Origin of the sequence: Glutamicibacter ardleyensis (genome assembly GCF_014644555.1) — a bacterium.
Classification (GTDB): Bacteria; Actinomycetota; Actinomycetes; order Actinomycetales; family Micrococcaceae; genus Glutamicibacter; species Glutamicibacter bergerei.
The window spans coordinates 202,112-228,704 of the sequence record NZ_BMKX01000005.1 but is presented as its reverse complement, the minus strand read 5'-3'; the positions used below and the strand labels follow the sequence as shown (position 1 = coordinate 228,704).

Here is a 26,593-nt window from a genome sequence, read left to right as displayed (position 1 = left end):
CAGTAGTGAATTGTTGAACTAGAGAACTTCGGAAAGGAACTTTCCAGTATGTGAAGCGGCAACCTTCGCCACTTGCTCCGGGCTACCGGTCGCCAGAATGGTGCCACCGCCGGAACCGCCTTCAGGACCCAAGTCGATCACCCAGTCAGCGGACTTGATGACATCAAGGTTGTGTTCAATGGTCAACACGGTATTACCCTTGTCGACCAATCCTTGCAGAACCTTGAGCAGCTTACGGATGTCTTCGAAGTGCAACCCAGTGGTCGGCTCGTCCAACACGTAAATGGAGCGACCATTAGAGCGTTTCTGCAGTTCTGCGGCAAGCTTCACGCGCTGCGCTTCACCACCGGACAGCGTGGTGGCCGGCTGCCCCAGACGCACATAACCAAGCCCCACGTCGACTAGGGTGCGCAGGTGGCGGGCGATCGGGGTGAAGGCAGCGAAGAATTCGGCGCCCTCTGAAATCGGCATGTTCAGCACATCTGAAATGTTCTTGCCCTTGTAGAGCACCTGTAAGGTTTCGCGGTTGTAGCGCGCTCCATGGCAGACCTCGCACGGTACGTACACGTCAGGAAGGAAGTTCATTTCGATCTTTAGCGTGCCGTCACCCGAGCATGACTCACAGCGTCCGCCCTTGACGTTAAAGGAGAACCGACCAGGCTGGTAACCGCGTAGCTTCGCTTCGTTAGTTTCTGCGAAAAGCTTACGAATGTTATCAAACACACCGGTGTAAGTGGCCGGGTTTGAACGCGGGGTTCGGCCAATTGGCGACTGGTCAACATGCACAACCTTGTCCAGCTGGTCCAGACCCACCACACGGGTGTGGCGGCCGGGAACCTGCTTGGCGCCATTGAGCTTATTGGCCAGCACCTTGTACAAGATGTCGTTAACGAGAGTCGACTTACCCGAACCAGAGACACCGGTAATGGCGGTGAGCACGCCCAGAGGGAAGTCCACCGTGACATCTTGCAGGTTGTTTTCTTTCGCGCCCACCAGCTTCAGTACACGTTTTTTATCGATCTTTCGGCGCTTGGCCGGCAACTCAATCTGCTTACGTCCCGAGAGGTAGTCACCCGTCAGGGAGCGGGTGTTTTTCTTCAGATCTTCCAGCGAGCCTGAGTGCACTACCTCGCCACCGTGTTCACCGGCGCCCGGCCCAATGTCAACGATCCAGTCGGCCTCGGCGATGGTGTCCTCATCATGTTCAACCACGATGAGAGTGTTGCCCAGCGAACGCAAGTGCAACAAAGTTTCAATTAACCGGCGATTATCACGCTGGTGCAATCCAATGGATGGCTCGTCCAAAACGTAGAGGACACCCACCAGCCCGGAACCGATTTGTGTGGCTAGACGAATACGCTGAGCTTCACCACCGGACAAGGTGCCGGCTGCACGTTCAAGGGTCAAGTATTCCAACCCCACGTCTAGCAAGAACTTCATGCGGGCGCCGATTTCCTTCAGAACCTGGTTGGCGATCTGCGCCTCGCGCTCGCTCAGTTCCAGACTCGTCAGGAATTCTGCGGCCGAACGCAGGTCCATTGCTGCCACCGCGGCGATCGACTTGCCACCAATCAGCACCGACAGTGAGGCCGGGTTGAGTCGCGCCCCACCACAGGTCGGGCAGTGGATCTGACGCATGTACTGCTCATAACGGTCACGAGCGTGATCCGACTCGGTCTCCTGATGCTTGCGGTGAACATAGGAGATGACACCTTCGAAGCCGGTGGAGTACTTACGTTCGCGGCCAAAGCGATTCTTGTACTGCACGACCACCTTATGATCCTTGCCGTGCAAGATTGCCTGGCGCGCGGCAGCCGGAAGGTCTTGCCAGGCGGTGTCCATGGTGAACCCCAGCTCCTTACCTAGACCTTCAATCAGACGGTTCCAGTACTCGGTAGTCGCCTTACCTAGGGACCACGGCGCAATGGCGCCCTCGGTCAATGGAAGCTCTGGATCCGGGATGATCAGATGCTCGTCAACCTCAAGCTTGGTGCCGATGCCGCTACAGGCCGAACATGCGCCGAAGGGGTTGTTAAAGGAGAAAGTGCGCGGCTCAATCTCGTCGATAGCCAACGGGTGCTCATTCGGGCACGCGAGGTTCTCGGAGAATGCACGTACCCGCTTCGGATCATCTTCTTCAAGATCAACGAAGTCCACCAGCACACGGCCTTCGGCAAGGTTTAATGCGGTTTCTACCGAGTCGGTCAAGCGCTGTTGCACCGTGTCGTTAATCGCTAGGCGATCAACCACTACCTCGATGGTGTGCTTGATCTGTTTGCCCAACTTCGGTGGGTCTGAAAGCTGAATAGTTTTGCCATCTACTCGCGCGCGGGCAAAGCCCTTGGAGGATAGCTCAGCGAACAGGTCAACGAACTCTCCCTTGCGCGCACGAACCACGGGCGCGAGCACCTGGAAGCGTGTTTTCTCCGGCATTTCCAGCAGCTGGTCAACAATCTGTTGTGGTGTCTGCTTAGAAATTGGCTCACCGCATTCAGGGCAGTGTGGGTGTCCTACACGGGCCCAGAGCAGGCGCATGTAGTCGTACACCTCGGTAATGGTGCCAACGGTTGAACGCGGATTGCGGTTCGTGGATTTCTGGTCGATCGACACTGCCGGGGAAAGACCTTCGATGAAGTCTACGTCCGGTTTGTCGACCTGCCCGAGGAACATGCGCGCATAGGCGGAGAGGGACTCCACGTAGCGTCGCTGTCCTTCGGCGAAAATCGTGTCAAAGGCCAGTGATGATTTGCCCGAACCGGACAGGCCGGTAAAGACGATCATCGCGTCACGAGGTAGATCCACATCCACGTTCTTCAGGTTATGCTCGCGCGCACCCTTAACGATCAGACGGGACAAATCGAGTTTTTTGCTTTCTGCAGTAATAGCCACGAGGTAATACTAATCGAAAACTACTTCGAATAAACATGGCATGTGGCACATATCGGGGTGACTTTCACGAAGGGCGATATTCGTCGGTATTCCGGGTTCAGCGGAGTGCTGGCCCAATGGCACTTCTGGCATCGGCTCCACTGCGCAGCAATGCCATGAGGACCTGACCAAAGGCAGCGAACAACCGTTGACGACCAAGCCCGCAAACTCGGAGCAGGGCGCTGACCGCCGCTCCGCTCTTCGGTTAGGATGATCCTGCTGGTCGTTCCGGAAGTGGAGGCCGAGTTTCAGAGTCGACCATGAGGGATGAGTTTAACTTGAGCAAAACCATCATCATCACCGGTGGCAGCGACGGCATAGGCGCGGCCGCTGCACGCACGCTGGTTGACCGTGGACATCGAGTGGTCATCGTCGGCCGTTCGGAAAGCAAAACCAGAAAGATCGCCGCAGAGCTCGGTATCCCTTGTTATGTTGCGGACTTCGCTGACCTGGCCCAAGTACGAGGGCTCGCCGAAGAACTTCTTCAGATGTACCCGGAGATCAACGTGCTGGCGAACAACGCGGGCGGCATCATGGGCGAGCGCGCCCTGACCACCGCTGGCTATGAGAAAACTTTCCAAGTCAATCACCTTTCCCCATTCCTGCTGACTCGTTTGCTCATGCCGGCACTCATCGCCGGTGGCGCAACGATTATCCAGACAGCCAGTGTGGCTGCGCGGATCTTCGGACGGCTTAACCTCGAAGACCTGCAAAACGCGGATGGCTACACCCCGCAGCGGGCCTACGGCAACGCGAAACTCGCCAATATCCTCTTCACCCAGGAATTGCAGCACCGATTCGGGACACGAGGCATCACCGCCGTGGCTTTCCACCCGGGTATCGTTGCCAGCAGCTTCGCCAGCGAAACCACACACTTCATGCGGTACATCTACCATGGCCCGCTCAAGCGTCTCTTTACCGTCACTCCCGCGCAGGGTTCAGATCAGCTCGTTTGGCTAGCCGAAGGTACCCCTGGAGTAACTTTCCACCCCGGCGCCTACTACGAATCGCGCAGGATTGCGACGAAGGTCAATCCGGAAATGCACAATTCGCAGACTGCAGAACAACTCTGGAACGCCTCGGACTCACTGCTTTGAAATGCTCTGCCTTCGGATCTGAGCGAGGCTTAGGAAAAATCGGACGCATCCGTTGATCGCTTTGGTGCCTGAGCTGACACCGGCTACGGGTCGTTTGCCTCTTATTGACTCCGCTTCAGGAATTCAGGAGTAAGCACTAAAAACACTCGAGCAAGCGCTGCCGGCCGCCTTAGGGTAGCTAACGGGTCAAAATCGACGTGCCGCCTAGGTCGAATCTACAATTTGTGCAGGCTTGGTGGGGTGCATTCCCGCGAACATCAACAGATTCTTTCCCCTGCAATTCGAACTACGTCTTCGACGACAACTAACCGCGCGCAATCCACACCGAAGCCGGCGTCCATGGCCAGGAACAACGAGAGTCCTTCTAGGCCCCATCACTACCGAGATAGCACGCCGATCGCCAACCCCGCGGCGCTCCTGTACATCAAACCCTTCAGGTCAGAATCTCGACCAGCCATCGGAAGAAACTTTGCGGTGAGCCCGGGCGCTCCCGAGCCACAGTTAGAACCGCGCAGCCTTAGGGAGCGTGGCGGTCGCTCTGCGCGCTGGCACATGAGTGTTCCGAATCGTCACATATATGCCAAAGGACTAGCGCTCGACTTGCTGACTCTGGGTCCGCGGACCAAATGAGCCTCCCGTCGATACGGGCGGCCCCGTTGGTGCCAGACTCGTCACCAGGCAACCCCCGAACTCCGACGGCGGCATAATCCGATCAAAGCGCGGCGCGACTATCTGCTGATGTCTAAGTAGCCCGCGTTCCTTGGCTTCCTCTTCGAATCCGCAACTTATGAATATTCTGTGAGGTTGTGGGGTATTCGGTTAACTCCCGCTTCCTTTGGAGAATCGCACAGGGAACTACCGGATAATAGATGTCAGTAATTGGGCCGGAGGAAGATACTCCGACCAGAAGGGAATGATGAACGCTACAAGCGACAGTCGCTATCACAGTCCGATCCCCCTGTTAGGTATGCAAACCACAGGAACGCAATCCGGCAGGGGGTGTAAATAATGGAATGGATCTCACTGCTTATTGCTGTAGTTCTAATTCTCGCCTGCGGACTTTTTGTAGCTGCCGAGTTCGCCCTCATCACGGTCAACCGCAATGAGGTGAAAAACGCCGCAGATCAGGGAGACCGGCGCGCAGCCGGAGTGCTCAAAGGAATGAGCACGTTGTCTACCCAGCTTTCCGGAGCACAATTAGGCATCACCCTGACCAATCTGGGTATCGGCTTTCTCGCCGAGCCAGCTATCGCAGCACTTCTGGATGGGCCGCTTGAATCGGCCGGTCTCTCCGAAGCAATGGCTCGTTCAATTTCGATCGGCCTGGCTTTAGTGCTTGCTACCATTCTGACCATGGTCTTCGGGGAATTAGTTCCGAAGAACCTCGCTATTGCCAAACCATTTGCTACGGCCAAAGCAGTAGTGGGATTCCAGCGCGGATTTTCCACGGTGACAAAACCTTTGTTGTCCTTCTTTAATGGCAACGCCAACTGGATCGTGCGACGCTTTGGCATCGAACCGAAAGAAGAACTCGCTTCCACGCGTTCGGCTGAAGAACTCGTAGCTCTAGTCGGACACTCGGCACGCGAAGGAATCCTGCCCTCGGAAACGGCAGAAATGCTGCGCCGTACGGTCGCCTTTGGAAATCGGCGAGCGCACGATGTGATGACCCCAAGAACTCGAATGGTCACCGTCAATGCCGCTCATACCGTCGACCAGGTGCTTGAGCTGGCCGCGAAAACTGGCCACTCTCGCTTCCCACTGGTTAGTGCCGATGGGCATGAGGTACACGGCCTGGTACATATTCGTACGCTTCTTGGCATCCCACATGACCAACGAGACCTCACCGCAGTAGGCGAACACCAGGATCAGGCCACTTTGGTACCCGACACCGTTGAACTTGATGGCCTCATGGACCAACTGCGCCAGACCGGTTCCCAGATGGCGATTCTCATCGATGAAACCGGAGATATCGCAGGATTGCTAACGCTGGAAGATCTTGTCGAAGAGATCGTCGGCGAGGTGCGTGATGAACATGACCGTGAAGAGAGTACCTCCGAAGCACTGTCTGAAAACTCATGGCGCCTGGACGCTTCACTGCACTCCTATGAAGCCAATGAAATCATTGGCTTCGAGATTCCGGATGACTCCGACTATGAAACTCTTGCAGGCCTTGTCACGGTACACCTGGGCCGGCTTGGACAAATCGGCGACTCAATAACTCTCACGGTTCCCGGCTTACCTGGAAGGCCCCACAAGGAGCTGACCTTGCTGGTTCATGCCACCGATGGACCGAGAATCGCCACGCTGGACGTCACCGCTATTGAGCTATTCGACGAGGAAGAGGCACGATGAGCGACCTGACAGGAATAATCGTCACAATTTTGCTCTTGTTAGCGAACTTCTACTTTGTCGGGGCAGAGTTTGCTCTGATCTCGGCACGTCGAAGCATTATCGAGCCGAAGGCCGAGCATGGCAGCCGAAGCGCAAAGATGACCCTGTGGGCCATTGAGAATGTTTCATTGGTCATGGCTGGCGCCCAGCTTGGCATTACCGTCTGTTCGCTCGCGCTAGGCTACGTCACCAAGCCGCTGGTGAAATATGCGGTGGCAGGACCGTTCGAATCGATCGGTATTCCTGTGTCGTGGATCGATCCGCTCTCCTATGCCATTGCCCTGGCTCTGGTGACATACCTGCACGTGGTTCTTGCGGAAATGGTCCCGAAGAATATGGCGTTGGCCGGACCGGAACGCATGGCTTTGATTCTTGCTCCCAGCATGGTTGTCCTGGTCAAGGTCCTGCGTCCGGTGCTCTGGTCCATGAACGCCATGGGTAACCTGGTGCTCCGCGCCATGGGCGTGACACCCAAGAACGAGGTGGCCAGCACCTTTACCCGTGACGAAGTAGCCAATATGGTTGCCGAATCGCGTCAAGGTGGATTGTTGGACGGGCAAGATGAACGCCTGCTTCTGGGAGCGTTGAGCTTTGATGCGAGAACTATCGGTTCAGTCGCGATCGATTTCGCTCAGGTGAAGACCCTCCCAGTTAACGCGACCGTCGCGCAGGTGGAGGAAGCAGCGGCTCTGGGGTTCTCTCGTTTCCCACTAAGGGATGGCGCAGGGGAACCTGTTGGATATGTGCATATTAAGGATGTTCTAGGGCGCAAGGGCACTTCGCGCTTGCTGCCTTTGGAAGAGGCAGTGGTCCGTGTGCTGCCTGAATTCGCTCCGGAGCAAAGTGTTCGACCGGCACTGCAGTCCATGCAGCGCAGCGGCGCCCACCTGGCACTAGTCAGAGATTCAACGACGGGTGCGGTCACCGGTTTGGTCACCTTGGAAGACCTGCTCGAAGAACTAGTCGGACAGATCCGTCACGACGCAAAATAGTTATAACGAGTATTGAACCGGCTATCTGATCACAGTTAGCCGGTTCAATTTTTTTGTACTCGTTGATTACCCGCTAGTTAGCCAGCATTTTTCATACTTTTTTAATTGCGATGAGCCACAGGTTCTGCGGCGTTTGTTAACTGAGCATCTTAAAAAGGGTAACCACTGGTGAAGTTGCGCCTGCGCACTAGGCGCATTCAAATGCCGCCTGTGACCGGAAGGAAGCTGATTAGCGCGGTAGCGAACTAAAAGCAGCACGCAGGTACTTTACCGCGGTCTCTTCATTTACCGACCAGGTCTGGGATACTCGTGCCAGATCGGCGGCGGCATCGCTGACCTCTTGTTCGCCACGGTCTTCCGTTGCTTGCACGATCGTGCCATGACGGCCGCGGGTCACTACGGCGCCTTGCGCTTCAAGCTCCTTGTAGACTTTTGCCACGGTATTGACCGCAAGATCAAGTTCGCCGGCGAGCGCCCGAACCGAAGGTAGTTTTGTTCCTGGCGCCAAGTCACCGTGGGCGATGCTGGCTAAGATTTGTTCGCGTACCTGCTGGTATGGGGCCACTGCCGACGTCGGGTCGATGCGGATGAAATCCAGATTAGCCATGGGCGCTCCATTCGGTGCAATGCTTGAGGTGATTAACTGAGCCTATCGTGTTCGGGCGGCTGCCCCGCGTAGGCTAAAGCCTATGAGCGAACTTCTCTTAACTGACGTCACGATTCGTTCGGTGAGCGTTTCGGAAATGAATAATAACGTTTATCTGGTCACCGAGCGTACCAGCGGAAAACAGTTGATCATCGATGCTGCAGATGACCTGCCGGCGATTCAAGGACTTGTTGCCAGCGCCGCTTCGGATGGCCCTCCGCCACAGGTCATAGGCATCGCCACGACACACCAGCACTGGGATCATGTGCGGGCGTTATCCGCTGCCGTCGAAACCTACAAGGTACCCACCTATGCGGGAGTCGACGACGTTGCCGGTATCAACAGAGAGGCGGAGGTGTCGATTACCCATGGTTTGAACCACGGCGACCGCGTTACGGTAGGCGAAGTGGTGTTGGAAGCGATTCACCTTCGCGGCCATACCCCGGGATCGATTGCCTACGCCCTACGTGATTCTTCGGGCGAACAGGTCATTTTCAGCGGCGACAGCCTTTTTCCTGGTGGCGTAGGTAATACCGAGAAAGACCAGGAACGTTTCGAGTCGCTGATCAACGACGTATCCGAACGTATATTCGAGAAATTCTCGGATGAGACGCGTGTACTACCCGGCCACGGTGAATCCACGACAGTGGGCACCGAGCGCCCGCACCTGAACGAGTGGCGCCAGCGCGGCTGGTAACCACCGGTGAGCGCCAATTTAGCGCTACTTCTACCTAGAGTCCGGGACCCATGGATGTTCTCATCCGCGGGCCCCGGCACTTATCTCAGGCAATATTCTTACCCGGCACTCTTCAGCCCAGTTTGCGCCCGATCATGAAGATTCTCCGAAAAGGGAAATTTGTGAGTTTCGCCCCGTCTGGTGCGCTAACCGACGGGTAATGCCCAGCGACTTCGCGTGAATAGTCAGCTTCGAAGTCCACGTAGTCACCTTCGGTGAGTGCCGCTTTGACCGGAAGCAGTGCGGTGCCACGTACCCAGTCAAGAATTGGGTCTTCGCCCAGCAGCACCTGATGATAGGTCGTCTCCCAGACGTTGGCCTGGAAGCCTGCATCCAGCAACAGGCGCTGATAGACCTCTGGCTCACTGACAGCGTCGTCGTGGCGAAGTATTCCGGAAAGCTTGTCCGCCCATTTATGCGAGTCCGCTAGCTGCCGCATCACCACGTGTGATGCAGAGCCGAAGTTGCCCGGCACCTGTATAGCCACGTGGGCTCCGGTCTTCAAATCCTTGAGCCACGTCTTTAATAAGTCGCGGTGTTCAGGCAACCACTGCAGCATTGCGTTTGAAAAGAGCAGATCAACTTCGTCGTTGGGGTGCCACTGGCGGACATCAACCAGCTCAAAGTCCAGATTGGTTAGACGTGCCGTGTCTTGAGCCTGGGTGATCATCTCCGGGGAGGAATCCAGCCCGGTTACCTGTGCGGCGGGCCAACGCTGCGCCAATAGGCTCGTCTTATTGCCTGGCCCACAGCCCAAGTCTACGACCCTTTGGGGTGTGATTTCGCCTAACTGACCTAGTAGGTCTTCGTAGGGACGTCCTCGGTAATTGGCGAATTCGGTGTATTTGCTCGGACCCCACTTCATGTTTGTCAGCCTAGCCCCACACTACTTACCGCACTAGCGCCCGGTCACACTTCTCAACGAGATAGGCTTAGAACATCATGTTGCTCACCGATTACCTGCCTGCAGATGCCAAGAACGTTTCCGACGACGAGATTTACGAATCATTTGGCCGCTGGGTAACCACCCGTGGCATTGACTTGTACCCAGCCCAGGACGAGGCATCCATGGCCTTGGCCGCCGGAAGCAACGTCATTTTGGCGACGCCCACCGGCTCAGGTAAGTCCTTAGTCGCCATTGCCGCGCACTTCTACGCAATGGCCCGCGATGAAATCAGCTTCTACACCGCACCGATCAAGGCACTGGTCTCGGAGAAGTTCTTCGACCTATGTAAGATCTTCGGTGCCGAAAACGTTGGCATGGTCACCGGTGATTCCTCGGTGAACGCCGACGCTCCGATCATCTGCTGTACCGCTGAGATCTTGGCTAACATCGCCTTGCGTGAAGGCTCACGGGCCGATGTCGGCGTGGTCATCATGGATGAGTTCCACTTCTACGCTGACCCACAGCGTGGTTGGGCTTGGCAGCTACCATTGATTGAACTGCCGCAGTCGCAGTTCTTGCTGATGAGCGCCACCTTGGGCGATGTCTCGCGCTTCGAAAAGGAGCTCGAAGAGCGTACCGGGAAGACTACGGTCACCGTTGCCCACTCCGAGCGTCCCATCCCCCTGCATTTCTACTACTCGTTGGACCCGGTACAGGAAACCGTCGAGGAACTGATCAAAACACAGCAGGTCCCCATCTACATTGTGCATTTCTCGCAGTTGGACGCGATCGATCGTGCCACCGGGCTGATGAGCATCAATGTATGCACCCGCGAGGAAAAAGACCGCATCGCTGAGCTGGTAGCAGGCTTCCGATTCGCAGCCGGGTTCGGTAAGACGCTGAACCGTCTGGTCCGCCATGGCATCGGAGTGCACCACGCAGGCATGCTGCCTAAGTACCGCCGGTTGGTTGAGCAGCTCGCTCAGGCCGGGCTGCTCAAGGTCATCTGCGGCACCGACACCCTGGGTGTCGGTATCAATGTGCCAATCCGCACCGTGCTCATGACCGCGCTGTCCAAATTTGACGGCACACGTACCCGCACCCTCAACGCCCGTGAATTCCATCAGATTGCCGGACGCGCCGGACGCGCAGGTTTCGATACCGCGGGCACCGTAATGGTGCAGGCTCCCGAGCATGCCATTGAAAATCACAAAGCCATGGAAAAGGCGCTGAAGAAGCACGGCGAAGGCTCCTCCAAACTCAAGCAGATCCCCAAGAAAAAGCCACCACAGAACTTCGTCACCTGGGGCGAGAAAACCTACGACAAAATCGTGCATGCGGATCCGGAAACGCTGAAGTCTTCCTTCCAGGTCTCCCACTCGATGCTACTGAACCTGCTGGAACGCGAAGATAACGCCTTCGAAGCAGCCAAGCGCATCCTCACCGAGAATCATGAAACACCGGCGTCTCAGCGGAAGCTGAAGTTACGCGCCCTAGGCATTCTGCGCGAGCTGATCGCCACCGGTGTGGTGGTTCGCCGCAATGAACCCGATGTCTACGGCAACTACTACGAGCTGACGGTGCACCTTCAGCAGAACTTTGCACTGAACCAGCCGCTCTCGCCTTTCGCTCTGGCAGCGCTGGAGCTCTTCTCCCCCGACTCTCCAAGCTATGCACTAGACGTGGTTTCGGTCATCGAGGCAACCTTGGAGAAGCCGCGTCAGGTGCTTTCTGGCCAAGAGAAGAAGGCCCGCGGTGAAGCCGTTGCCGCGATGAAGGCGGACGGGCTGGACTACGACGCGCGTATGGCAGCTTTGGAAGAAGTCACCTACCCTCAGCCACTGGCCGAAAAGCTTGAAGCGGCCTTCGAACAGTACCGGTCCGGTGCCCCGTGGCTTGCAGACTTCGAGCTTCAGCCGAAGTCCGTGGTGCGAGACATGTACGAGCGGGCCATGGGCTTCTCAGACTTCGTTCAGTATTACCAGCTGGCTCGCTCAGAGGGCGTACTACTGCGCTACCTCACCGACGCCTACAAGGCCTTGCGCCAAACGGTGCCGCAGGATTCGCTGCGCGAAGATCTGGAAGACCTCATCGAGTGGCTCGGCGAATTGATCCGCCAAATCGACTCCTCACTCCTGGATGAGTGGGAGGAACTCTCGCGCGGTGAGCTGCACGAAGAAACCGAGATCACTCCCCCAGCACCGGATAAGCTCACCACCAATGTGCGTGCCTTCAAGGTGATGGTTCGCAACGAAATGTTCCGCCGCGTCAAGCTCTTCGCCGACGAGCAGGATCAGGCGCTGGGCGAACTTGATGGGCACAACGGTTTTGATTCAGATGCCTGGGCCGAGGCGCTGGATAGCTACTTCGAAGAACACGAAGATATCGACGATGGCCCTAACGGCCGCGGCTCGAACCTCTTCGTGATCAATGAGAAGCCAAATCGTATCTGGGAGGTACGTCAGATTTTTGCCGATCCGGAAGAAAACCACGACTGGGGAATCAACGCAACCATCTCCCTAGACGCCTCGGATGAGGCCGGATATCCGGTGGTCACGGTGACCGGCGTAGGACGCATGGATTAGACGTTCACAGTTCACGAAATATTCGCTTAATATGGAGTACTTTCGTGCCTCCGCGACGGTATGGTCGTGGCCATGGATCGCATTCGACTGCGCATGCTCGGCAGCCTCGTCATGTTTATCGCATGGCTCGCCCTGATCAGCAACTACGCAGTGCTCTTCACCGTTGAAGGCTTCATCCCCACGCTTCTCCAGGTGGGACTGGTGCTCGTTGGCACCGGATTACTCTATGTGAGCTGGGCTCCGAAGGTGGACGGCAACCAACCTTAAACCCGGATTTATGCCTCCCTCCCGTGGGCTTGGCGTTTCACGGTTTTGGACAGTCGTGGATGAAGAAGCAACGCGACCGATACCTTTCTTAGTCAAGGACGTAAGATCCCGGTGACTGCTGCGGCATATAGGAGCTACTTCTCGTGCTCGGTATTCCTATCTGCCCAGACTTTGCCGGCTACCTTCCAACAGTGCTCTTGTCTCGTTTGATGTCCCCACGCGAGAAAAATTTTCGCGGCATCAGATGTTCGAAGATACTTATGGCATGAAGAAATACGTCCGGCACAGTTCTCATCTGAGATCCGTAAAGGCGCTGACTTCCCGGACTCGACTGCGGCAGACGGGTGCTTTTCCGACTCTGAAGCTACTTCTTACTCTGGTGGCGCCACGAATCGACGTGATACGTCCGTTGTTGCTTCATGCCATACTCTTAACTCGGTTTTTTGGGGACGAGTAAGACAACAGTAGTGTTCTAGACGAAGGTACAGGGCCGGTACCGTTCTCAGACATGACACGTAGATACCAGCGGCTCCCGGATGCTACTGCGGCACATGGAAGTTTCTTCATTTGTGGCTATCAATATCGCCGTGCTGCCCCAGGGAGACCGCCGGGACAATGCGTATGCGGAGCGCGACTGCCTAATGAATTCTTTCCGCACTCGAACTGCAACGAGGCGCAGCTTCACCTGTGTGGTCAGTCCCCGCGCAGAGTGGCCCTCATCTCGATCCAAAGAACATGGGAGTCTCCCTCAGCCATTATCTCGTCAATATCGGGACCCCGAAAATTTAAGAACCTCCTCTGCTACAAGTAACCTTCGTGTCGAACGAATGTCATTCGAGCGAAGAACTTCTATTTTCCCAATTCCGCAGACTCGGCCATACAACCAGTGCACAAACGATAAAGACAAGCGCTCCAGCGAGGAACGGAGTTGCCAGACTGCCCACCGTTGCCAATATCCCTCCGAGACCAGCGCCGATAGTAAGACCAGCAAGTCCAAACAATTTGGTGACGGCGTTGACCCTTCCACGTAGTTCATCCGGGACCAACCGTTGGCGCAACGAACTGACACAGATACCAAAAAGCACGGCATGCAAAATGTAAACGGCCAGTAGCGCTGCCACCAACCATGGAATATCGGTCAGATAGATGGCAAACAGGCTAACTGATCCAAGGCATAAGCTTCCTGTCGTCATGGCCGCGTATCCGAATTTACGTCGCAGCCTTGAGGCAATGGCTGATCCAAGAAGTCCGCCGAGCGCCGATACAGAAAGTAAAAGACCATAGCCCGCGGAGCCAAGCCCCAAGACGTCCTCGGCGAAGAGGACAAGGATAGAAAACGGCATCATATATGCGATGCTGACTAACCCGCTGACGATAGCCAAGGAACGTAATAACTTGTGTCGAACGAGCCATGCACCACCTTCGAACACTTCGCGGCGCAACGAAGGAGGCTGTTTCGTTCGGGGCTTAGCTCGGAAGGTGCCGGTCATTCCCAAGAAAAATAGCGCCGCCGCAGCGTAGGCGCTACCCGTGATTGCAATGGGTAACGATACTGCGGCAGCAAATAATAGGCCCCCAGTGGGTGGTCCAATGAATTCATCAGCGATAAGTTGAGTCGCCGTAATCTGACTGTTGGCCTTATCCAAGTCTTTGCTACCAACAACTGACGGCAATATCGATAGTGCCGAGTTGTCTGCTGCTGTCTCTAGGATGCCTATTAGGCTAAAGACTACGTAGAGTGCGGCGATTGACCCTGCCCCGCTAACTACTACTACCGCCAGTGCGATCAAGAGAATGCTTCGACTGAGATTGGCGATCCACAGAATGGTTTTGCGGTCTAGCCGATCCACAAACGCGCCGATGGGCAGAACCACCATGAGCTTTGCCGCCGTATAGGCCATCGATAGGCCTGCAATCAGCACGGGATCAGAGGTAAGTGCGGTAGCCAGAAGTGGAATGGCAACGAAGTTTATGCCATCCCCGGAATTTGAAGCGGCGTTTCCAGCCCAAAGCTTCCGATACTCTCGTCCCAGCGGCATAGCACCTCACTTTACAGCCAAGATCAATCGCTGAAGACTGTCCTCTGTTGAGGGTCCTGCGTAATGGCTCACAGGATCTTCTGAGCAGCCAGTGGAAACGGAGGGAAACTTTTTAGACAGCAAGGCCATGGCACGAACTCAAGCTTTTTCAAGTGGCACCGCTTGAATGCTCTTTATTTGAGGCGTGAGTACATGTACATGTCTTTACGCAGCCCGCCGACTTCCTGCCAGCTACGCAGCAGCCCTTCACGCGTGTATCCACACCGCTCCGCCGCTCGCCAAGAGCCTTCATTCCATGGTTCCACATAGAGTTCGAGACGGTGAATGTCCCGCCGGGCAATTGCCCACGTTGATAAGGCATCTAGGGCACTAGAGACTATCCCTTTATTCCGGTGAGCCGCACCAACCCAGTAGCCAACGCTGCCCCGACCCTGATCGATGTTTTTCAGCCACAGGCCGATTTGGCCCACGGCTTGATCGGTTTTTGCATCCGCGATGGCGAAAGAGTATCCGGAATGAGTAACAAGTCGCTGATGTTGCCGTCCGATGTAATCGACTATTTCTTCATCTGCAGCGTTGGCGGGAACAGTAGTGATGAGCGGAATCAGTGGGTCGAGCGAAGCTTGCCGAACCAATCCAGCATCTTGCAATGTAAATGGACGCAGCCGATATTCCGAAGCATCCAAGGCAGGCTGAATCAAAGGAACCATTCTAAAAGCGTAACTGTTGGCAGTCACGCAAAGCAGGTCGGCGACATTCCTAAGACCCAGCCGTGTCATTGATCCATCCGAGTAATTGTGCAGGCACTCCTGCTCCTGAACACTCTGATGAGGCCAAGAGGAGCCGCTTCGATTCTCCATAGTTCGGCAACGCATGGCTAGCTGTTCGCACTCCGGGGCCAACGAGGACCGGGCGAAGCCAACCGACCAGGTTTTAAGCTGCGCCGTTGTGAGCGACAAATTCACCGGCCGTGCACGCCTCAAACCAGTAGCCATTTCGGTCACTGAAGATTCTGAAGCCTCCAACAAGGGCCAGGCAGCGAGGACACTGCTTCTAAAATCCTGACACTGAGTATTGTCGTTTCATTCCTGTCGTGGCTCGTCCCCAATCACTGGATTGCACTCGGCTTTGATGCAGCTCAAAGGATGCTGCGTCGCGAAAACACTCCGCGACATCCCATACCATCGGGTCGTCAGTTTGGTTCACCTCGAAGAAGACGCATCCAAGCTCAGCACGTGTCAGCTCAATATGCTTAGGCAAAAATTCCACAACAATTGCAATTTCATCGACGTCGTGGCAAATCAGCTGTCCCGTCAGAAAGATGTTGTTCACAAGATTAATCCTGCCATGGACTATCAGCACATCGACTGATGAACAGTACCGAAAGTCGCTGCCCCGGGCAGCATATAGATTTCTAATCTTGGTCGCGATAGATCCTCGATGCGTGGCGGCTCCGTCAAGCCAAACTGCTACTGAACGTTGGCGTAATTCCTCTTGAGACTGAGCCGTTTCTAAGGGTGTTTCCACAGCCCAGCGCAACCGTTACTGGTTTCGGCCGTAGGTGGAAACTTTAACGGGACGGTATGAAGTCAAAGTTGAAATCGATGTCCTTTTTGTCGTTCTCTGTACACCTTAAGAATCCTGCTCTAGGATTTGTCGTGGATTTTATCCACTATTGGGCGGAGCCAAAAATGCCACGCAAGCTCGTTTACTATGTAGCGGTGAGCCTCGATGGATACATCGCCGCGCCTAATGGCGATCCTTCAGCTTTCCCTGTCGAAGGTGACCATATGCACGTGGTGCTCGGAGAATACACCGATGCCGTTCCTTCCCACGTGCAGCAAGCTTTGGGGCTCGCTGCTCCCCACACGATCTTTGACACCGTCATCATGGGGTGGAATACCTACAACCCAGAAATCAGTGGCGGAATAGATAACCCCTACGCGCATTTGCATCAGATCGTCGCATCCAGAAATGCGCGCACCGTGCCGGAGAATGTCGAACTTACTCATGATCCACTGGCCAGGATCCGCGAGTTGAAACAGGAATCCGGCTTGGACATCTACCTTTGTGGCGGCGGAGCGCTAGCAGGCGAGCTGCTACCTGAAATTGATCGGCTCGTCCTCAAACGCAACCCGTTGGTTTTTGGCTCGGGCATTGCGCTGTTCGGGCAGGCAAGTTACCAGCCGTTTCCGTTTAGCCACACCCGTACCCGAAACTTCGAATCGGGAGTCAGCATCACCGAATACGAACGCTCAAGCTAGGTCAGAATTATCGCAACTGCGACATAGGAAGTCAGGAGGCTGGCAAGGATCCATTCCGCTTTCGATCCGGTTTCGGCAAGGATCGGAAGTGCTACGCGTCCGTTCGCTTTCCAGCAGTCACCGATCACCGGTAGCTTGCGGAACCAGCGAGGCGCGCCAATCTTGATCGGCCACAACAGGTTGCAACCGCCAATGGTGAGCATATCCCCCACGATGTGAACGATCACCCCAACGGTGACCGCCAGCGGAAACCAAGCTCTCTCATCCGGTGCGTTCATTCCAACAAACGCGCCAGCAGCCAACGCAATCACCCAACACAAAAGCGGAGGCATGAACTTCACGCTCTTTACCGCGAAGGAAATCAGCAAGATCGCGAAGAGCGCCGCCCCGGGATAGACCACCCCCAGTTGGTCCACTTCCGTTGACCAAGAATCAGCCAACCAGGCAATAAATATAAAGAACAAGATCCCCAAGATTGAGTGGGTACCGTTACGGTGTCCGCCAGCAACCTTACCGATCATCCGAGTCACCATATTTGAAATCGGTGGCAAGGAACGCGCAATCGTCGCCTTGTGATGGTCCGCGTCGGGAAGCAACGCTGCCCCGGCGCAAACGATCGCGCCGGCCAAGGTTTCCCACCGCTCCATATGGAGTACGCCGAATCCAAGATTCATCGAACCAACCGTTACCGGAGTTGTTATTGCAAGCCAGGCGGCCGCGCCGCTCATGGCGTGGTGTCCACCCATCATGAATTCAACCTTAGGACTGGTCACCGACGATATAGCTACATGACGGCGGTAAGCTTAAACACATGAGCACAATCAGAGAAGCGCGCCTTACAGACTGCCCCCAGATCCTGGAATTAATCCACGAACTAGCGGTCTACGAGAAGGAACCAGACGCGGTCAAAAACACCGTCGACGAGCTGGAAAAGCACCTTTTCGGCGCAGACCCGAAGGTATTCACGCACGTCGCCGAGGATGAGTCAGGCCAGCTGGTCGGTATCGCGATGTGGTTTCTGACGTACTCCACGTGGGAAGGGCGTCACGGTATTCATTTGGAAGACCTCTACGTTCGTGACAGTGAACGTGGTGAAGGAACCGGAACCGCACTGTTGAAGACACTCGCACAAATTTGCATAGATCGCGGCTACCGCCGAATGGAATGGGCCGTTCTTGACTGGAACGCTCCAGCCATTGGATTCTATGATTCGATCGGTTCGTCCACCATGGACGGCTGGAGCACCCGCCGGCTGGACGGCGACGCACTACAGGAGATGGCTCGATGATTCACTACCGCGGCATGGATGTCACCGAACACCGTATTGAAGTTCCCCTAGATCATCATGACCCAAACGGTGAAAAAATCACCGTCTTCGCCCGCGAAATTAGCACCGATGAGTCAAAGCCTTGGTTGCTATTCTTGCAAGGCGGCCCCGGCGGTAAATCACCGCGCCCCGGCTCCTTGTCGGGCTGGCTAGCCGAAGCTGCCAAAAACTTCCGCGTACTGCTACTAGATCAGCGTGGCACTGGCCTCTCCACCCCTGCTAACCGCCAGTCTTTGGGGCTTCGCGGCGACGCAGCAGCTCAGGCCCGCTACTTGTCACACTTCCGCGCGGACTCAATCGTTCGTGATGCAGAGGCACTGCGCGAACACTTAGCTATCAACAAGTGGAGCACCTTGGGTCAGAGCTATGGTGGCTTCTGCACGCTGACGTATCTCTCCATGTTCCCTCACTCGTTGGAGCGGTGTTTAGTCACCGGGGGCCTGGCTTCATTGGACGGTGATGCGCAGACTGTCTACCGCGCCACCTATCAGCGCATGGCCGAACGTAACCGTGAGTACTTCTCCTGGTACCCGCAGGATTTTGATACGTTGCACAAAATTTATGAGCACCTGAGGCACAACGACGACGAGTTGTTGCCCGACGGTCGCAAAGTCACCGTGCCTTTGGTGCAGATGCTGGGAATGTTCTTAGGTGGCAATACTCGAGTACACCTGTTGCACCATGTCTTTGAAGAAGCCTTCGTATCGACTCCAGGTGGAGAACGACTTTCCGACACCTTCTTGGCAACCCTCTACGCTCAGGCCTCTTTCGCTACGAACCCGCTCTACGCGCTGATGCATGAAACCATTTATGCGCAAGGCGCGGCTACCAATTGGGCCGCCGAGTCCGTCATGGAAGAATTCCCGGATTTCACAGAACATTCGGACACCCCACTTTTGACCGGAGAGATGATCTATCGCTGGCATTTCACCGACGATCCGGTACTCCGGCCCTTCGAAGAGGTGGCAAGAATTTTAGCTGAGCACGAACATTTCGGGCCACTCTACGATCTGGATGTCCTTTCGCAGAATACGGTTCCGGTGGCGGCTGCGGTTTATCACGACGATGTTTATGTGGACCGCGAACTTTCCTTGCGCACCGCTTCCCAAGTCAACGGGCTGCAGGCCTGGGTCACCGAGGAATTCCACCACGATGGAATCGGCGACGAAGGACCTGCAATCTTCCGCCGCCTACTAGCAATGACCAACGGTGAAGATCCCGAGGCGGCCGCCAACGCAGGCTAGTGGCTATCGCAGGTGCCAGCACATGGTTAGACTGGCACACAAGCAAGAGCGAGGGGCAACTTCTCGGTTCTTGTTTCGCGTCAGACCAAGCGCACGGAGTGGCTTGTTACACGTTGCCACTACCGCCGTGCTAGGTTTCGCATAAGGGCATCTTGCCCGTCATAAAGGTCGAAAGGAACACTATGGGAAACAGTATTAATGGTGTCGATGTTCCAGCCGATCTGGTCTCGAAGGTCGAAGAGTTGGACGGCATCATCGCAGCCGCCCACGTGCCATACAACATTGCTTTAGACCGCGCCGATGAAGATGGATTGGTCTACAAGTTTGTAGATTCTGACATCGACTTCGCACTCGTGCTCCATGGCGAGGCATTCTTTGTCACCACCCCAGCGTTAGACGATTCGGACGCCGATTTTGAACCGGTATACACCTTCGACCCTGAGTACCCACTCACCGCCGAGGACTTCGCCGAGCGGCTCACCGACTTCGTGAACCTGGCGGTAAATTGGCAAGAAGTTTCCGAACTGCCATTCGTTGCCGAAAACCCTGAGTACTTCGGTCCCTCAGATAAGCCAAACAGCATTCTGCTCTACGAAGATGGTTACCGCTATGAACTACTGTTCGTAGAAAACGGCGACCACTTGGTGCTGGCACGTCCAATCGACACCGAAGCCTACGAGGTGGACCCCGACGAGGACGAAGACGAAATCCCGTTGGTCTACACCAACCACCACATGTTGCACCCGACCATGGGTTCAGCGTTCATCGTGATGCTGGCCGAGACCTTCGGACTCCCAGCCGAGGAAGAGGCACTGCTCGCACCACTGCGCATCATCCTCACCCCGACGAACTAACACCGCTTACAGCAGTCTGGAGCGTGACTCAGCCGCATCGGTGAGTCACGCTCCAGATTCATTTAACACTAAAGAATACCCACCGTAGCTGCTTGGAGAAGCAGCTACGGTGGGTATTCTTTATAGCTTGTTGTCGTTACTTGCCCGACTCCTGCTCACCTTCGATTGAAGCCTTAGCAGCTGCCTTCTCGGCCTCTGCTGCCTCGACCTTGGCTGCCGCGTTACGACCCAGCGGGGTCCACAGCGACAAGACCGTAGCGATCACGATGGTCGCCAGAATAACAATCAGCGAGATGCTGGTTGGAATTTCTGGAGCCCAAGCGAAGCCTTCACCACCATTGATGAATGGCAGTTCGTTGGTGTGCAGTGCGTGGAGCACCAACTTGACGCCGATGAACGCCAAGATGAAGCTCAGTGCGTGCTTCAGGAAGACCAGACGGTTCATCAACCCACCGAGCAGGAAGTACAACTGACGCAGACCCATCAGCGCGAAGATGTTCGCGGTGAAGACGATAAACGCCGAGTTGGTCAGACCGAAGATCGCTGGAATCGAGTCCACTGCGAACAGCAGGTCGGTCATGCCGATGGTAATGAAGACCATCACCATAGGGGTGAACAGCTTCTTGCCGTCCACGACGGTACGCAGCTTATTGCCGTCGTATTCCTTGGCGAATGGCATCTTGCTGGTCAGCTTCTTGACCAGACCGCTATCGCTTTCTTCGTCCTCATCGTCAGCGTCCTTCAGCTGGTGCCACGCGGTCCACAGCAGGAACGCGCCGAAGATGTAGAAGACCCAGGAGAAGTGTTCGATCATCGCAGCGCCGGCGATGATGAAGATTGCGCGCAGCACCAGAGCGATGATGATGCCGAACATCAGCACCTCTTGCTGGTACTTACGCGGCACGGCAAAGCGGGTCATGATGATGATGAAGACAAAGAGGTTGTCAATCGACAACGAGTATTCGGTAATCCAGCCGGCGTAGAACTCCTGGCCTAGCTGGGAGCCTGCCTGCCACCAGACAATGCCACCGAAAATTATTGCCAGTGCGATGTAGAAGCCAACAAAAATTCCGGCTTCCTTCATCGATGGTTCGTGCGGTCGCTTGACCACATAGAGCAAATCAAGCAGCAAGACAACGCAGAGCGCCACCAAGGCAATGATTTCAAACTGGAGTGTTAACCCTGAAGCACCCATAGAAGAGTAGCCTTTCGTCGTAAGGTTAGGACAAAGATTCGCAAGTCTCTCCGCCGTCAAGAACTAGTTCTTGTTCGGCTGCTGCGCCCGGCGAAGCTTCGATGGTTCGCGTGTTGACGTTCACAGCATTTGGGATACTCCCCTACGTACGAGAGTTAAGTCTAGCGCACAAGCCTTATCCATGACGCGTGATACGTGCCATCACGCACTTCCAGCTCCTCTCTGTTAACCTGACAAAACGGTATAATCACTTATCAAACACGCTTTAACTAGCTAAGGTTAACATCGTGTTACGCGTGGCCAGCGTCTTTCATTTGACGCAATTCCTTCTTTAGCTCGCCCACCTCGTCGCGAATACGTGCCGCCAGTTCGAACTGCAGTTCCGCCGCGGCGGCATGCATCTGAGCGGTCATCTCTTCGATCTGACCCAACAGGTCCTCCGCCGGGGCGGCCGCCAAACCATCCTGACGAATCTTCGAGGACTTCGTGCGCTTCGCGTCCTTGGCCAGCCGGTTGTTGTTCAGCAACTCCTGAGTGTCTGCATCCTCACGGGCCAGCTGATCGGTGATATCGGCAATCTTCTTGCGCAACGGAGTCGGATCGATGCCGTGCTTCGTATTATGTGCCCGCTGGATCTCGCGTCGACGATTGGTCTCGTCAATGGCCTTGTCCATCGCATCGGTGATCTTGTCCGCATACATGATCACCTGGCCGGACACGTTACGCGCAGCACGGCCGATGGTCTGAATCAGCGAGGTCGCCGAACGCAAGAACCCCTGCTTGTCGGCATCCAGAATCGCGACCAAGGACACCTCAGGTAGATCCAGCCCCTCACGCAGCAGGTTAATTCCCACCAACACGTCGTAGGAGCCCATGCGCAATTCACGCAGCAACTCCACACGGCGGATCGTATCAACGTCTGAGTGCAGGTATTGCACACGAACCTGATGTTCGGTGAGGTAGTCAGTCAGGTCCTCGGCCATCCGTTTGGTCAGTGTGGTCACCAACACGCGCTCATTGAGATCCACGCGCATGCGGATCTCATCGAGCAGGTCATCAATTTGACCCTTGGTTGGCTTCACGATGATTTCAGGGTCGATCAGGCCTGTTGGGCGAATAATCTGTTCCACAAAACCATCGGCCTTGCCCAGCTCATATTTGCCCGGGGTCGCCGAAAGATACACGGTCTGCCCGATGCGTTCCAAGAACTCGTCCCACTTCAAAGGTCGGTTATCCATAGCCGAAGGAAGTCGGAAGCCGTGCTCCACCAAGGTTCGCTTACGCGACATATCACCTTCATACATCGCACCAATCTGCGGCACGGTGACATGAGACTCATCGATGACCATCAAAAAATCATCGGGGAAATAATCTAGCAAACAGTGTGGTGCACTGCCCGATTCACGTCCATCAATATGCCGTGAATAGTTTTCGATGCCATTGCAGAAGCCCATCTGCTCCATCATTTCCAGGTCATAGGTGGTGCGCATGCGCAACCGCTGGGCTTCGACGAGCTTATTTTGCGATTCAAGTTCTTTAAGCCGAGCCGCCAGCTCATCTTCGATAGTTTTAATCGCCTTGTGCATGCGCTCGGCACCGGCAACATAGTGGCTAGCCGGGAAAATGTACATCTCGGTTTCTTCGCGGATCACTTCACCGGTCACCGGGTGCAGGGTGTAGATTGCTTCGACTTCGTCACCGAAAAACTCGATGCGTAGCGCCTGCTCCTCATACATCGGGATGATCTCCACCGTATCCCCACGCACCCGGAAGGTTCCTCGATGGAAGTCCATGTCGTTGCGCGTGTACTGCATGTTAACGAACTGGCGAAGCATCGCATCGCGGTTTAATTCTTCGCCTTTGCGCACCGTCACCATGCCGGCCACATATTCTTCCGGCGTACCCAAGCCGTAAATGCAGGAGACCGTTGCCACCACGATCACGTCTCTGCGGGTAAGCAACGCGTTAGTCGCCGAGTGGCGTAGCCGTTCTACCTCTTCGTTGACCGAGGAGTCTTTCTCGATGAAGGTATCGGTCTGTGCCACATACGCTTCGGGCTGGTAGTAGTCGTAATAAGACACGAAGTATTCGATCGCGTTATTTGGCATCAGCTCGCGGAATTCATTGGCTAGCTGTGCGGCGAGCGTCTTATTTTGCACCAGCACCAAGGTGGGGCGTTGTACCTGTTCGATCAGCCAGGCGGTGGTCGCGGACTTACCGGTACCGGTGGCACCGAGCAACACGATATCTTTTTCGCCGCCGTTGATCCGTTCGGTCAGCTCTTTAATCGCCGTGGGCTGGTCCCCCGCCGGAACATAATCGCTGATGACTTCGAAGGGAGCTACTACACGTTTAATCGGCTGGGCAAGACTCATGATTCCAGCATAACCAGCGCAACCGACACTCGCCTACGCCTGTGTGCACGCTGAACGTGAAATTACTTGCCGCCGAGGCGCATTCCGGTGCGAATCGCGTTGCGCGTAGCGGTCCGGCGGATCTGAGCGCCGAAGAAACCCACGGTAAGCACGGTGGCAGCGAGCAATCCGAGCAGGGCAATCCATCCGGAGATATAAACCACCGGTGAGTAAGGACCAGCCGAGGCAACAAATTCGGCGCGGCCGCCAAAGCCCAACCAGAGCACTAGTGCCACGGCAAAACTGGCGAGCATCGTCCACTTCGAAATTTTCTGCATCAGCGGTTTAGTTCCTTCTCAAATAGTTCGCTCACGTGCGCTTGGAGTTGTTCAAGTGTGCCATCATTTATCAGCAAATGATCGGCGATCGCCGCGCGATCCGCGTCACTGGCCTGCGCGGCCATCCGGGATTTGGCCTCGGCCACGCTCCACCCCCGGTCTTCAACCATCCGGCGAATCCGTGCTTCGGGTGGTGCCTGCACCACCAGAACCTGATCAAAACGATCCGCTTGCCCAGATTCGACGAGCAATGGGATGTCCTCGACCACCACCGCTTCGTTGGCGGCGGCCGCACGCAGACGGTTAGCCTCGGCGCGTACCAATGGGTGCACGATCGCGTTCAGCGTCAGTCGTTGCGCCTCGTCGCTGAAGACCAGCGCACCGAGGGCCGCCCGGTCCAGCGAACCGTCAGGGCTAAAAACTGCTTGGCCAAAGGCCTGCCGGATCTGGGCTAACCCGTCAGTTCCGGGCGCCACAACCTCACGGGCGAGCTTATCCGCGTCGATCACTACCGCGCCCAGTTTGGCTAATTGTGCTGCTACTGCCGATTTGCCGGAAGCCACGCCGCCGGTCAGTCCCACATGGATCATGTCTACCACCCTATAAACTAAGTACGATGAACACCAACGACTCGGCCGCGACTAGCTACACGACGCTTCGTGTCGACGCGGTGCATGAGATCGAAATTAAGCGTTCGCGCTTCATCACCTACTTATACCGGGTGCAGACCGAGGCCGAGGCCCGCGCCCACATCGCGGCCTTACGCAAAACCCATTTTGACGCCCGCCACCACTGCAGCGCCTTCATTCTTGGTCCGGATCGAATGACTCAGCGCTCCAACGACGACGGCGAACCCTCGGGAACCGCCGGGCTGCCGATGCTTGAAGCGCTGGCAAAACGCGACACCGGCAGTGGGACAGATCTTTCCGATATCCTCGCGGTGACCGTACGCTACTTTGGCGGCATCAAGCTCGGCGCCGGCGGACTGGTGCGCGCGTACTCGGATTCGGTCTCTCAGGCGTTAGCCCACGCGAGCCTTTGCACCGTACAGCGACTACGCATCTTTGAGCTGTCCGCCGATCATGGGTGGGCCGCACGCTGGGAAAATGAGCTGCGCTCCGCCGGCTATCAACTCGGCGACACCCATTGGGGCGACGCCCATGCGGTACTGAGCATCGGCATCAACGATGAACCGGCCGCCACCGAAGAACTACACACTTTTATCGCCACACTCACCTCCGGCGCCGGATTGCTCCGCGCCGGCCACACCACCTGGCTGGATTCATGACTCACGAACTGCTGAACACACTGCGCCGCTGGCCCGAGGTTGAGGGACAAAACCTCTTTGCCCACGACGCCGCGGACCGGCTTATGCTCGATACCGTCACGCACTGGCCACACACCGTGTCCATCATCGGCGATCACTACGGCGCGTTGACCCTGGGTGCCCTAGCGGCCGGTGCCACCGCGCTGCGGGTGCATACCGATTCGCTGACTTCCCGGCGCGCGATCACCGCCAATCTGCAAGCCCTCGCCCCGCACGCGGTCAACTTCGTGGAATTTTTTCCTCTCGATTCCGTGGCCCAAGATGCGTCGTTGGTGTTGCTACGCCTGCCGCGCGGTCTTGACGTGCTCGACGAGCAGGCCGCGGCCATCGCCGCCGCCTGCGACCCCACGGTCATCGTGCATGCCGGCGGGATGCTCAAGCATATGAACCGCGCGATGAATGAGACGCTCAGCAAATATTTTTCCACGCTCGATGTATCCCTAGCCCGGCAGAAGGCGCGCGTACTTTCCGCCAGTACCCCGCAGCCGGACGCGTCCACCCGCGACTACCCACGCAGCGCCACCCACACGGTTAATGGGACCGAATTCACGCTGCGTGCCGGGGCCGCCACTTTCGGGGCACAACGCTTGGATCCGGGCACCCGACTGTTGTTGGAAAACCTTCCAGATCTCAGCGGGCACGCCAGCTTGCTCGATCTTGCCTGCGGCAACGGTTCCATCGGTGTTTATGCGGCGCTCACCCACCCACGGTTGCTCATCGACGCCTCGGATCATTCGGCCTCCGCGGTCACCTCCTCCGGATTATCCGCGCACGCCAACGGACTATCCGAGCGGATCACCGCGGTGCAAGACGACGGACTGAGCCGCCATGCACCGGCCAGCGCCACATTAATCACGTTGAACCCGCCGTTTCACATCGGCAACACCGTGCACGCGGGGATCGCGTTAAAGTTGTTCGATGAGGCCGCCCGCGTCCTTGCCGACGGCGGCGAGCTACTGTGCGTGTTCAACTCACACCTGCGCTACCGCAGCGAGCTGACCCGTCGCATCGGCCCCACCACACAGCTGGCGCGCAATGCAACCTTCACCGTGACCCGTTCTATCCGCCGCCGTTAGTCTTTTCCACATCCGGCAGCGCAGCTAAATCCCAGGCTCGGCGC

General features: G+C 56.2%; 23 protein-coding genes. 12 read left to right on the top strand and 11 right to left on the bottom strand.

Going from position 1 to position 26,593, the window contains the following annotated elements; translation table 11 throughout:
* Nucleotides 1-18 precede the first annotated feature (18 nt).
* The gene (uvrA, locus tag IEX04_RS11520) at nt 19-2,889 is read right to left on the bottom strand and encodes an excinuclease ABC subunit UvrA (protein ID WP_096254572.1); all 2,871 of its coding nucleotides are present in this window, start codon (nt 2,887-2,889) and stop codon (nt 19-21) included.
* Between the two features lie 299 nt (nt 2,890-3,188).
* Between uvrA and IEX04_RS11515 the strand changes: the two genes are divergently transcribed.
* The 3 genes from IEX04_RS11515 (at nt 3,189) to IEX04_RS11505 (ending at nt 7,411) form a co-directional block, all read left to right on the top strand.
* The gene (locus IEX04_RS11515) at nt 3,189-4,025 is read left to right on the top strand and encodes an SDR family NAD(P)-dependent oxidoreductase (protein WP_188685843.1); all 837 of its coding nucleotides are present in this window, start codon (nt 3,189-3,191) and stop codon (nt 4,023-4,025) included.
* A 1,008-nt stretch (nt 4,026-5,033) separates the two neighbouring features.
* A complete protein-coding gene (locus tag IEX04_RS11510) occupies nt 5,034-6,380 on the top strand; it encodes a hemolysin family protein (protein ID WP_188685842.1) in 1,347 nt (448 codons plus the stop codon).
* Nucleotides 6,377-7,411 (top strand): hemolysin family protein, encoded by a 1,035-nt coding sequence (locus IEX04_RS11505; protein WP_096254569.1) that lies wholly within the window; start codon nt 6,377-6,379, stop codon nt 7,409-7,411. Before IEX04_RS11510 ends, IEX04_RS11505 begins: the two co-directional genes overlap by 4 nt.
* 229 nt (nt 7,412-7,640) lie before the next feature.
* Here IEX04_RS11505 and IEX04_RS11500 read toward each other — a convergent pair whose 3' ends face one another.
* On the bottom strand, nt 7,641-8,018 hold the full coding sequence (locus tag IEX04_RS11500) for a GntR family transcriptional regulator (RefSeq protein ID WP_096254568.1): 378 nt from the start codon (nt 8,016-8,018) through the stop codon (nt 7,641-7,643).
* A gap of 82 nt (nt 8,019-8,100) precedes the next feature.
* Between IEX04_RS11500 and IEX04_RS11495 the strand changes: the two genes are divergently transcribed.
* Nucleotides 8,101-8,754: an MBL fold metallo-hydrolase gene (locus IEX04_RS11495; RefSeq protein ID WP_096254567.1), complete on the top strand. Its 654-nt coding sequence runs from the start codon at nt 8,101-8,103 to the stop codon at nt 8,752-8,754.
* 112 nt (nt 8,755-8,866) lie between these two features.
* On the opposite strand, the gene IEX04_RS11490 is transcribed toward IEX04_RS11495, so the two are convergent.
* Nucleotides 8,867-9,658 carry a methyltransferase domain-containing protein gene (locus IEX04_RS11490; protein ID WP_188685840.1) on the bottom strand — a complete coding sequence of 264 codons (792 nt, stop codon included), beginning with the start codon at nt 9,656-9,658 and terminating at the stop codon, nt 8,867-8,869.
* A gap of 77 nt (nt 9,659-9,735) precedes the next feature.
* Between IEX04_RS11490 and IEX04_RS11485 the strand changes: the two genes are divergently transcribed.
* Together IEX04_RS11485 and IEX04_RS11480 are read left to right on the top strand one after the other, a co-directional pair.
* Nucleotides 9,736-12,264, top strand: a complete 2,529-nt coding sequence (locus IEX04_RS11485) for a DEAD/DEAH box helicase (RefSeq protein ID WP_096254565.1) — start codon at nt 9,736-9,738, stop codon at nt 12,262-12,264.
* Between the two features lie 72 nt (nt 12,265-12,336).
* Complete coding sequence (locus IEX04_RS11480) at nt 12,337-12,531, top strand: hypothetical protein (protein WP_141392867.1); 195 nt, start codon at nt 12,337-12,339, stop codon at nt 12,529-12,531.
* Nucleotides 12,532-13,361: 830 nt separating this feature from the next.
* Here the strand turns inward: IEX04_RS11480 and IEX04_RS11475 are convergent.
* The 3 genes from IEX04_RS11475 to IEX04_RS11465 form a co-directional block, all read right to left on the bottom strand.
* Complete coding sequence (locus IEX04_RS11475; protein WP_188685838.1) at nt 13,362-14,570, bottom strand: MFS transporter; 1,209 nt, start codon at nt 14,568-14,570, stop codon at nt 13,362-13,364.
* 173 nt (nt 14,571-14,743) lie between these two features.
* The gene (locus tag IEX04_RS11470) at nt 14,744-15,280 is read right to left on the bottom strand and encodes a GNAT family N-acetyltransferase (RefSeq protein ID WP_188685836.1); all 537 of its coding nucleotides are present in this window, start codon (nt 15,278-15,280) and stop codon (nt 14,744-14,746) included.
* A 343-nt stretch (nt 15,281-15,623) separates the two neighbouring features.
* Nucleotides 15,624-15,902 carry a putative quinol monooxygenase gene (locus IEX04_RS11465; RefSeq protein WP_096254561.1) on the bottom strand — a complete coding sequence of 93 codons (279 nt, stop codon included), beginning with the start codon at nt 15,900-15,902 and terminating at the stop codon, nt 15,624-15,626.
* Between the two features lie 326 nt (nt 15,903-16,228).
* On the opposite strand from IEX04_RS11465, the gene IEX04_RS11460 reads away from it, so the two are divergent.
* Nucleotides 16,229-16,834 (top strand): dihydrofolate reductase family protein, encoded by a 606-nt coding sequence (locus IEX04_RS11460; protein ID WP_308422418.1) that lies wholly within the window; start codon nt 16,229-16,231, stop codon nt 16,832-16,834.
* On the opposite strand, the gene IEX04_RS11455 is transcribed toward IEX04_RS11460, so the two are convergent.
* Nucleotides 16,831-17,583, bottom strand: coding sequence for a metal-dependent hydrolase (locus IEX04_RS11455; protein WP_096254560.1), 753 nt, complete (start codon nt 17,581-17,583; stop codon nt 16,831-16,833). The two genes, IEX04_RS11460 and IEX04_RS11455, sit on opposite strands and share 4 nt — an antisense overlap.
* A gap of 62 nt (nt 17,584-17,645) precedes the next feature.
* On the opposite strand from IEX04_RS11455, the gene IEX04_RS11450 reads away from it, so the two are divergent.
* From IEX04_RS11450 to IEX04_RS11440, 3 genes are all read left to right on the top strand, one after another.
* Entirely contained in the window at nt 17,646-18,122 is a 477-nt protein-coding gene (locus IEX04_RS11450) for a GNAT family N-acetyltransferase (RefSeq protein WP_096254559.1), read from the top strand.
* A complete protein-coding gene (locus IEX04_RS11445) occupies nt 18,119-19,405 on the top strand; it encodes an alpha/beta fold hydrolase (protein ID WP_188685834.1) in 1,287 nt (428 codons plus the stop codon). Before IEX04_RS11450 ends, IEX04_RS11445 begins: the two co-directional genes overlap by 4 nt.
* Nucleotides 19,406-19,587: 182 nt before the next feature.
* Nucleotides 19,588-20,259, top strand: coding sequence for a hypothetical protein (locus IEX04_RS11440; RefSeq protein WP_096254557.1), 672 nt, complete (start codon nt 19,588-19,590; stop codon nt 20,257-20,259).
* Between the two features lie 136 nt (nt 20,260-20,395).
* On the opposite strand, the gene IEX04_RS11435 is transcribed toward IEX04_RS11440, so the two are convergent.
* The 4 genes from IEX04_RS11435 to coaE form a co-directional block, all read right to left on the bottom strand.
* The gene (locus tag IEX04_RS11435) at nt 20,396-21,454 is read right to left on the bottom strand and encodes a TerC/Alx family metal homeostasis membrane protein (RefSeq protein WP_188685833.1); all 1,059 of its coding nucleotides are present in this window, start codon (nt 21,452-21,454) and stop codon (nt 20,396-20,398) included.
* A 290-nt stretch (nt 21,455-21,744) separates the two neighbouring features.
* The gene (uvrB, locus tag IEX04_RS11430) at nt 21,745-23,829 is read right to left on the bottom strand and encodes an excinuclease ABC subunit UvrB (RefSeq protein ID WP_188685829.1); all 2,085 of its coding nucleotides are present in this window, start codon (nt 23,827-23,829) and stop codon (nt 21,745-21,747) included.
* A gap of 62 nt (nt 23,830-23,891) precedes the next feature.
* The gene (locus IEX04_RS11425) at nt 23,892-24,146 is read right to left on the bottom strand and encodes a hypothetical protein (protein ID WP_096253795.1); all 255 of its coding nucleotides are present in this window, start codon (nt 24,144-24,146) and stop codon (nt 23,892-23,894) included.
* Nucleotides 24,146-24,736, bottom strand: coding sequence for a dephospho-CoA kinase (coaE, locus tag IEX04_RS11420; protein WP_096253796.1), 591 nt, complete (start codon nt 24,734-24,736; stop codon nt 24,146-24,148). The genes IEX04_RS11425 and coaE overlap by 1 nt, the downstream gene beginning before the upstream one ends.
* A gap of 26 nt (nt 24,737-24,762) precedes the next feature.
* Here coaE and IEX04_RS11415 point away from each other — a divergent pair, with 26 nt between their 5' ends.
* Both IEX04_RS11415 and IEX04_RS11410 read left to right on the top strand, forming a co-directional pair.
* Complete coding sequence (locus IEX04_RS11415) at nt 24,763-25,434, top strand: YigZ family protein (protein WP_096253797.1); 672 nt, start codon at nt 24,763-24,765, stop codon at nt 25,432-25,434.
* Nucleotides 25,431-26,549, top strand: coding sequence for a class I SAM-dependent methyltransferase (locus tag IEX04_RS11410; RefSeq protein ID WP_188685827.1), 1,119 nt, complete (start codon nt 25,431-25,433; stop codon nt 26,547-26,549). Before IEX04_RS11415 ends, IEX04_RS11410 begins: the two co-directional genes overlap by 4 nt.
* Nucleotides 26,550-26,593: the final 44 nt, after the last annotated feature.

Coding starts and splice junctions, on each gene's coding strand:
- IEX04_RS11515 (WP_188685843.1), top strand. CDS start 3,189: ATGAGGGATGAGTTTAACTTGAGCAAAACCATCATCATCACCGGTGGC.
- IEX04_RS11510 (WP_188685842.1), top strand. CDS start 5,034: ATGGAATGGATCTCACTGCTTATTGCTGTAGTTCTAATTCTCGCCTGC.
- IEX04_RS11505 (WP_096254569.1), top strand. CDS start 6,377: ATGAGCGACCTGACAGGAATAATCGTCACAATTTTGCTCTTGTTAGCG.
- IEX04_RS11500 (WP_096254568.1), bottom strand. CDS start 8,018: ATGGCTAATCTGGATTTCATCCGCATCGACCCGACGTCGGCAGTGGCC.
- IEX04_RS11495 (WP_096254567.1), top strand. CDS start 8,101: ATGAGCGAACTTCTCTTAACTGACGTCACGATTCGTTCGGTGAGCGTT.
- IEX04_RS11490 (WP_188685840.1), bottom strand. CDS start 9,658: ATGAAGTGGGGTCCGAGCAAATACACCGAATTCGCCAATTACCGAGGA.
- IEX04_RS11485 (WP_096254565.1), top strand. CDS start 9,736: ATGTTGCTCACCGATTACCTGCCTGCAGATGCCAAGAACGTTTCCGAC.
- IEX04_RS11480 (WP_141392867.1), top strand. CDS start 12,337: ATGGATCGCATTCGACTGCGCATGCTCGGCAGCCTCGTCATGTTTATC.
- IEX04_RS11475 (WP_188685838.1), bottom strand. CDS start 14,570: ATGCCGCTGGGACGAGAGTATCGGAAGCTTTGGGCTGGAAACGCCGCT.
- IEX04_RS11470 (WP_188685836.1), bottom strand. CDS start 15,280: ATGGTTCCTTTGATTCAGCCTGCCTTGGATGCTTCGGAATATCGGCTG.
- IEX04_RS11455 (WP_096254560.1), bottom strand. CDS start 17,583: ATGATGGGTGGACACCACGCCATGAGCGGCGCGGCCGCCTGGCTTGCA.
- IEX04_RS11450 (WP_096254559.1), top strand. CDS start 17,646: ATGAGCACAATCAGAGAAGCGCGCCTTACAGACTGCCCCCAGATCCTG.
- IEX04_RS11445 (WP_188685834.1), top strand. CDS start 18,119: ATGATTCACTACCGCGGCATGGATGTCACCGAACACCGTATTGAAGTT.
- IEX04_RS11440 (WP_096254557.1), top strand. CDS start 19,588: ATGGGAAACAGTATTAATGGTGTCGATGTTCCAGCCGATCTGGTCTCG.
- IEX04_RS11435 (WP_188685833.1), bottom strand. CDS start 21,454: ATGGGTGCTTCAGGGTTAACACTCCAGTTTGAAATCATTGCCTTGGTG.
- uvrB (WP_188685829.1), bottom strand. CDS start 23,829: ATGAGTCTTGCCCAGCCGATTAAACGTGTAGTAGCTCCCTTCGAAGTC.
- IEX04_RS11425 (WP_096253795.1), bottom strand. CDS start 24,146: ATGCAGAAAATTTCGAAGTGGACGATGCTCGCCAGTTTTGCCGTGGCA.
- coaE (WP_096253796.1), bottom strand. CDS start 24,736: ATGATCCATGTGGGACTGACCGGCGGCGTGGCTTCCGGCAAATCGGCA.
- IEX04_RS11415 (WP_096253797.1), top strand. CDS start 24,763: ATGAACACCAACGACTCGGCCGCGACTAGCTACACGACGCTTCGTGTC.
- IEX04_RS11410 (WP_188685827.1), top strand. CDS start 25,431: ATGACTCACGAACTGCTGAACACACTGCGCCGCTGGCCCGAGGTTGAG.